Source organism: Thermoanaerobacter sp. A7A (assembly GCF_000445185.1).
In the GTDB taxonomy this organism is placed as follows: Bacteria; Bacillota; Thermoanaerobacteria; order Thermoanaerobacterales; family Thermoanaerobacteraceae; genus Thermoanaerobacter.
The window spans coordinates 1-6,451 of sequence record NZ_AVAF01000021.1; the positions used below are offsets into that span (position 1 = coordinate 1).

Here is a 6,451-nt window from a genome sequence, read left to right on the forward strand (position 1 = left end):
TTCATATCCGGTTTTCATATTTTATGTCTTTCATATAGCCTTCCCATATGTCTATCATTTTTTGCCTGTAAAAATCATAACTATCATCAAAAGGAGATAAGTTTATCAATTTTTGTTGGCAATTTGCGCAAAGAAATTTCCCTAGCACTTCTATTCCATCTTCTGATTGCTGTTCGCATATAAAGCATTTCCTTTTTGTTGCTATGCTTTCCATATGCAACACCATCTTTCAAAATTATCCTAATGAAATTATTCCCTTTTGTGCAGAAATATATTCACCCTTTTTTGTATTTCCTCAATTTCATTATATTTTTTCTTAAAAGAAAAAAAGCAAGTCTCAATGCAAATTGCACCAAGCCCTGCCTGTATTATTTAAAAGGCTCAATTAACTCCTTATATCTAAAGCAGCTTATTAAATGGTCATTTACTATACCTACAGCCTGCATATAGGAATATATGATAGTAGAACCTATAAAAATAAATCCTCTCTTTTTAAGGTCCTGGCTGATTTTATCTGATAATTCAGTTTTAGAAGGTATATCTTCAATTTTTTCCCACGCATTTATTATAGGTTTATAATTTACAAAACCCCAAATATATTGATCAAAACTTCCAAATTCCTTTTGTATTTCTATAAGCCTTTTTGCATTGTGTATTGAAGCCTCTATTTTCTTTTTGTTTTTTATAATTCCACTATTTTTTAAGAGTTCTTCTACTTTCTTTTTATCATATTGTGACACTTTTATAGGGTTAAAGTCAGCATAGGCTTTCCTGTAATTTTCTCTTTTTCTTAAAATAGTAATCCAACTAAGACCCGCTTGTGCCGATTCTAAAACCAAAAACTCAAAATGTTTTTTATCCTCATGAACAGGCACTCCCCATTCTTCATCATGATATTTTATGTAAATGTCGTCACTAAGACACCAAGGACACCTATTCATATTTCACCTCTTATAAAAGTAATGCTGCCGCTCCTAAAACACCCACGTTTTCTCCAAGCTCTGCTTTTACTACTTCACATACTTCGGCATTAGGCTTCAAAGCTTTTTTCTTTATTGTTTCCATCATTTTATCATAGAGCATCTCCCATTGAGTGGATACGCCACCACCTATGGCAATTCTTTTTGTATTATAAAAAGCCATGATATTTGAAATTCCCACTCCAAGATAAAAAGCTTCATTGTCAACCAATTCTTTCGCAAATTCATCTCCCAATTTTGCCGCTTCAAATACATGTTCCGATTTTACTACTCCATTTTTGGCTAAATCCCTTATCATTGTATCTTTCCCATTTTGAATTCCTTCTTGAGCAAATCTCGCAATAGCCGTACCAGAAGCAAAAGCTTCAAAGCACCCATAATTTCCGCAATTACATCGAGGCCCATTAAAATTTATAGTATGGTGCCCAATCTCAGCTGCATTAGAATTTTCTCCGCTATAAAGTTTCCCTTCTATTATTACGCCACCACCAATCCCAGTGCTTACAGTTATATAAACAAAATTGTCTATACCTCTTCCTGCGCCAAACAAATTTTCTCCAATAGCTGCAGCATTTGCATCATTTTCTAATTTTACTTCAACTCCCAGCTTATTAAATAAAATATCCACAATAGGGATATTATCCCAACCAGGAAGATTAGGTGGGCTTATAACTACTCCCCTTTTAGCATCAAGGGGACCTGGAGATCCAATCCCAACTCCTTTTAAATCAGATAATTTTAATCCTGCTTCTTTTAAAATGTCATAAACACTTTGTTCGATTCGCTTAATTACTTCTTCTGGCCCTTTTTCAGCCATAGTAGGTATTTTGATGCTCTTTATGATATTGCCCTTCTCATCTACAAACCCTGTACTTATCTTTGTACCTCCTAAGTCCACACCGCATAGGATTCTCCCCATTTTTATCCCTCCATTGCCATATTACTACCTTCAAAAAATTACATATATACCCTTCTGAATAAAAAACCTTTAAATAATTATAACATTACTAAAATTATTAATAAAGTCAACACACAAAAAGAGAATACCTTTTCAGGCATTCTCTCAGCTTGTTGACAAAGTTAAAAAATATTCAAAATATCCTATGTCTACAGTTTAAGAGAATGCCTTTTCAGGCATTCTCTTTTATTATTTCCCTAATAATTTCTTATATTCTTCGGCTGTCATTAAATTCTCAACTTGTGATTTGTTTTTAAGTTCTACTAATACAAGCCAACTATCATAAGGATCACTATTTACTAAAGAAGGGTCATCAAGAATATTGTTGTTTACTTCAACTACTTTTCCATCCACTGGTATATAAACGTCAGAGGCTGCTTTTGCCGATTCTAGGACTCCAAGTACATCGCCAGCAGTGAATTCAGTCTCTACTTCTGGTAATTCAATGTATTCTATATCTCCTACAGAATCCTGTGCATAGTCAGTTATTCCTATATATGCTTTATCCCCTTCTATTTTAAGCCATACATGGTCTTTAGAATAGTATAATCCCTCCAAAACTTTCACTTTAAAAACCCCCTATTCCACGAAATATTTTGTTCATTCAAAAAGCTCCCAAACTTTAAGTTTTTAACAATAGTTTGTATTTAAGAAAATTACACTTTGTGTACAGACTCACCAAATCAGATAATCTAATGTGTTTGATTCGCCAAAAACATTATCTACCGCAACTTCTGCTTGTGCTGAAGCAGCATGAGCCAGCACAAGCATACCTCTAAGAAATTATTTTCTCATCCCTTTCTATAAGATCAGCCCATCCCTCATAATCTATCAAAGGAATTTGGCTTTCACTCTCTTCAAATCCTCTTGCAATAAAATCTTCCTTAAGCGCGAAGAGCTCAACCCCTTCTTTTACAAGGCCCTTTAGATTTTTTTCAATTGCAAAAATGACCCCATCCTGTATGAAAATAACTTTATCCTGGGGCAGTGCAAGTTTCAGCAAAAATTCTGAAAGTTTATTAGCCGGACTTTTCTTAACAATTATCAACGCCATATCTTTTCCCTCCTAAAAGAATACTACCTTATCGAAAGAATGTACAAAGTCTGGAAGTTCTTCTTTTATTATCGTCTTTAAATTCCAATGAGGTTCAATTTCATTTTCTTTTATGCTATATTTTTCAAGGTCTTCTTTTATTGCATATACTTGAGTATTGTATTTCTCCAAATATTTAAAGGTAATGGATAGCGGTAAACATCCAATTATTTCTGGTTTGCATTGTTTACGAACCGCAAGAACTGCTTCGTTTACAAAAAGTACAACCGGTTCAAGGTCTTCTCCGTACATACCAAAAGCACTTCTGAGAGCCTCATTTATCCAGATGCTCCCAACAGGCGAATTGTACACTGCAAATAAAACTTTTTTCATTCTTTACACCTCCTATGGCAGTAAATTGATGTACCTATCGGAATTGTAAATAAGTGCTGCCATCTCCGGCACTCCGGAGAAATCTGAACCTTCAATTTTCATATCTTCTGTAATTCCCCTGTATTGTGCGCAAAGACCGCAAATGTGAACCTCTACTCCCTTATCTGAAAGTTCTTGAAGTTTTAATGGAATATTTCTATCAATTTTCATGGGTTTTACTAGTTTATTTGTTGCAAGAACAGAATCAGCAAACAAAAATATTGAAACTTTATGCCCCCTATTCACAAGGATTTGTGCTAAATGAATCGCTGTATCCATGTCCTCATTTGTATAAGGGGGCACATTTACCTGTATTGCTATATGCATATTTATTCCCTCCTCTTAAAATTTCCTTGGAAGGGCAAAGCCCTTCCACAATTTATCTTCTTTCAAAAAGATACCACACCATAAACCAATTTCCGAATAGTGTAAATACTGTAAAAATAATTGAACTTATTGCTAGATGTGGAAGCCCCGAAAGAATATGCCCTATATTGCATCCTCCAGCACTTCCTGCACCAAATCCCATTAAAATACCTCCTACTGCTACCTGAACAAAAGTTTTTGGGTCTTTTGGAACTCTCAATCTGAATTCTTTTGCAAAAAGTGCCGCCAGATATGCTCCGACTATAATGCCCACTATCTCCATGCCCATCCAGTTGTACGGAATAGGCTTAGTAAGGTCTAAATTTGCAGTAGTGGTTCTGAAAAGATTCACCCAACCTCCTGTGATGCCAAGGGGATATGTCTTCTGAGAAAGATATGCTATAATTCCTACAAGTCCTAAAGCAATTCCACCTGTAACCCAATCAAGTCCTGAAACTTTCCTTTCTGTAGTCTTCCAAAATATTAATACTATCAAAAGTATCACAGCAAAAATGATTGCTACAATCCATGGATTAATATTTAAAAGATTTGCCAAAGTTAAATTGACAGCTCCATCTTTTGAAGCGTAAAACCCTCCCGGGTTATTAGTAGTAGTTATGGGTTTCCCCATCCAACTATTTACAAATGAGAGAGGTCCTCCTCTTACGGCAGAAGCGGTGACACCAAAAAATACTGCGGCTACAAAAGCTGTTATATAACCTTCACCTATCCTGTAAGTAATACCACTGGCACATCCTCCTGCCAAGACCATACCCATACCAAATAAAAATCCTCCAATTATCTGTGCAAGAGGTACAAAAGCTATTGGATTCAATTTAATCCAGCCTAATTGAGCAGCTAATTGAAACCCTACTGTCTCCACCAGTATTGCAAGTAAGGCTAATTTTGCAAGATAATTATCTTTTGTCATCTTCACATCTCTTATAGCTGAGTTAAAGCAAATTCTACCTCTTTGTAAAACTATTCCAAAAAGTATTCCTACTAAAAGTCCCTGTACCCTCGGATCCATAAAATCTCCCCCTCATCTTATCAAAGCTTTTTAATAAGAATTCTCCACTCACTGGGTCCAATTTCCTCAATAGAGATGACTTCCCCTCCTATTTCTTTAACCCCAGATGGAATTCTCTCTTTGGAAAGTGCATAGTCAATTAACACTTCAAGAATTTCTCCTGATTTCATCTCCTTAAGTTTTCTTCTCGTGTCTACATCAGGAACTGGACACACTTCCCCTCTTTCGTCTAAAGTATAGGTGGGTTTAACATCATTCCCCATTTTACATACCTCCTCACTTTGTTATCATTTTAACATTTCAATTTTATTATACTATAAAATTTTCCCTTTATATTATTTGAAATTCTTATGTGATATTAGTTTTACTTATAACAAACTTTGTAGTATAATAAAACTTAATCAAGCGAAACGTTGTACTGCGATAGCTTTTTAACAAACAGGGGGGGTCATTGTGAATATTGAAAATTTGAGAGCATTTTATAAAACCGTATACTATAAGAGCATTTCCTCAGCAGCAAAAGAATTGTATCTCTCCCAGCCGGCCATAAGTCAACAAATAAAAGCATTAGAGAAAGACTTAAAAGCTATTCTTTTAAAGCGCAGTAACAGAGGAGTTATTCCTACCGTAGCTGGAGAATTGGTGTATCAGTACGCAGAGAGGATATTAAATCTATATGATAATATGATTAAGGACTTAGAGTGCTGCGAAAACGACTGCATGAACAGGCTTACAATTTCCTCTTGCCCCACTATTGGCCAATATGCTCTTCCTTGCACTCTTCACGAATTTAAGAGAAGGTATAAGAATGTTACAGTTCATGTGGAACACAATTTCACACCAGAAGTGATCTATAACATCAAAGAAGGAGGAATAGATATTGGGTTTATAGAAGGCTGTTACATAGATGAAAATATTTCCTGCATTCCTCTGGGAGAATTCAAAATGCATTTTGTCGCAAGTGGTAATTGGGAAGAAAAAAGCTTGTTAAAAAACAAATTATTGCGTTATAATTTTTTTATAATACATAAAAAATGCGCTCTAAGAAAAGTAATTGAAGAAACACTTTTAGCCAATGGAATTGACATCAAAAAATTAAAAATTGAAATGGAATCTCCCTCTATTGAATCGATAAAGTCCTCTGTAGCAGCAGGACACGGTCTGTCTATTTTACCCTATATAGCCATAAAGAAAGAATTATATACTAAGACCTTGTCTATAGTTCAGGTTGAAAACATAGAATTTAATTACACTTATTCAATCATATACAATAAAAAGATTTACAAAAAATCCAAGTCCGATTTCATCGACTTTATAAAAAACAGCGGTAAAAATTTTTTCTGCTAAAGGTGATGCAAATGGTTCATGAAATCATGTGTATGGGGGAAATCTGTCCTTTGCCTCTTTTAAAAACTAGAAAAAAATATGAAGAAATGAAAGAAGGAGATGTATTAAAAGTGGTTGTAGACCATCGCTGTAGCTTGGACAATATAGAAACGTACTTTTCTAAAATAGGTTGCACTTTAAAAATAGAGGAAGTGTTAACTGGCGTCTGGGAAGTATATATAAAAAAATAAACTCCTATAAAGGAGTTTATTTATAAAGGGGGCTTTATAAAATTTTACCGGCAGCGACCTACTCTTCCGCGAAAG

At 34.7% G+C, this 6,451-nt stretch carries 11 protein-coding genes; 2 read left to right on the forward strand and 9 right to left on the reverse strand.

Annotated elements, in window-relative coordinates; genetic code table 11:
• Position 1 precedes the first annotated feature (1 nt).
• The 9 genes from M663_RS0101400 to M663_RS0101450 all read right to left on the reverse strand — a co-directional run bounded on the left by M663_RS0101400 (position 2) and on the right by M663_RS0101450 (position 5,062).
• The gene (locus tag M663_RS0101400; protein WP_029687695.1) at positions 2 to 226 is read right to left on the reverse strand and encodes a sigma factor G inhibitor Gin; all 225 of its coding nucleotides are present in this window, start codon (positions 224 to 226) and stop codon (positions 2 to 4) included.
• A 142-nt stretch (positions 227 to 368) separates the two neighbouring features.
• Positions 369 to 941 carry a DNA-3-methyladenine glycosylase I gene (locus tag M663_RS0101410; protein ID WP_029687696.1) on the reverse strand — a complete coding sequence of 191 codons (573 nt, stop codon included), beginning with the start codon at positions 939 to 941 and terminating at the stop codon, positions 369 to 371.
• A gap of 10 nt (positions 942 to 951) precedes the next feature.
• Entirely contained in the window at positions 952 to 1,899 is a 948-nt protein-coding gene (locus M663_RS0101415; protein ID WP_029687697.1) for an ROK family protein, read from the reverse strand.
• Between the two features lie 228 nt (positions 1,900 to 2,127).
• Positions 2,128 to 2,505: a glycine cleavage system protein GcvH gene (gene gcvH / locus M663_RS0101420; RefSeq protein WP_029687698.1), complete on the reverse strand. Its 378-nt coding sequence runs from the start codon at positions 2,503 to 2,505 to the stop codon at positions 2,128 to 2,130.
• A 208-nt stretch (positions 2,506 to 2,713) separates the two neighbouring features.
• Entirely contained in the window at positions 2,714 to 2,992 is a 279-nt protein-coding gene (gene tusB, locus M663_RS0101430; RefSeq protein ID WP_029687699.1) for a sulfurtransferase complex subunit TusB, read from the reverse strand.
• A 12-nt stretch (positions 2,993 to 3,004) separates the two neighbouring features.
• Entirely contained in the window at positions 3,005 to 3,364 is a 360-nt protein-coding gene (locus M663_RS0101435) for a DsrE family protein (RefSeq protein ID WP_029687700.1), read from the reverse strand.
• Positions 3,365 to 3,376: 12 nt separating this feature from the next.
• Positions 3,377 to 3,730 carry a DsrE family protein gene (locus M663_RS0101440; RefSeq protein WP_029687701.1) on the reverse strand — a complete coding sequence of 118 codons (354 nt, stop codon included), beginning with the start codon at positions 3,728 to 3,730 and terminating at the stop codon, positions 3,377 to 3,379.
• Positions 3,731 to 3,782: 52 nt separating this feature from the next.
• The gene (locus tag M663_RS0101445) at positions 3,783 to 4,799 is read right to left on the reverse strand and encodes a YeeE/YedE family protein (protein WP_029687702.1); all 1,017 of its coding nucleotides are present in this window, start codon (positions 4,797 to 4,799) and stop codon (positions 3,783 to 3,785) included.
• A gap of 20 nt (positions 4,800 to 4,819) precedes the next feature.
• On the reverse strand, positions 4,820 to 5,062 hold the full coding sequence (locus tag M663_RS0101450; RefSeq protein ID WP_029687703.1) for a sulfurtransferase TusA family protein: 243 nt from the start codon (positions 5,060 to 5,062) through the stop codon (positions 4,820 to 4,822).
• Positions 5,063 to 5,252: 190 nt separating this feature from the next.
• Here M663_RS0101450 and M663_RS0101455 point away from each other — a divergent pair, with 190 nt between their 5' ends.
• Positions 5,253 to 6,146: a LysR substrate-binding domain-containing protein gene (locus M663_RS0101455; protein WP_029687704.1), complete on the forward strand. Its 894-nt coding sequence runs from the start codon at positions 5,253 to 5,255 to the stop codon at positions 6,144 to 6,146.
• A gap of 11 nt (positions 6,147 to 6,157) precedes the next feature.
• The gene (locus tag M663_RS0101460) at positions 6,158 to 6,376 is read left to right on the forward strand and encodes a sulfurtransferase TusA family protein (protein ID WP_003871399.1); all 219 of its coding nucleotides are present in this window, start codon (positions 6,158 to 6,160) and stop codon (positions 6,374 to 6,376) included.
• Positions 6,377 to 6,451: the final 75 nt, after the last annotated feature.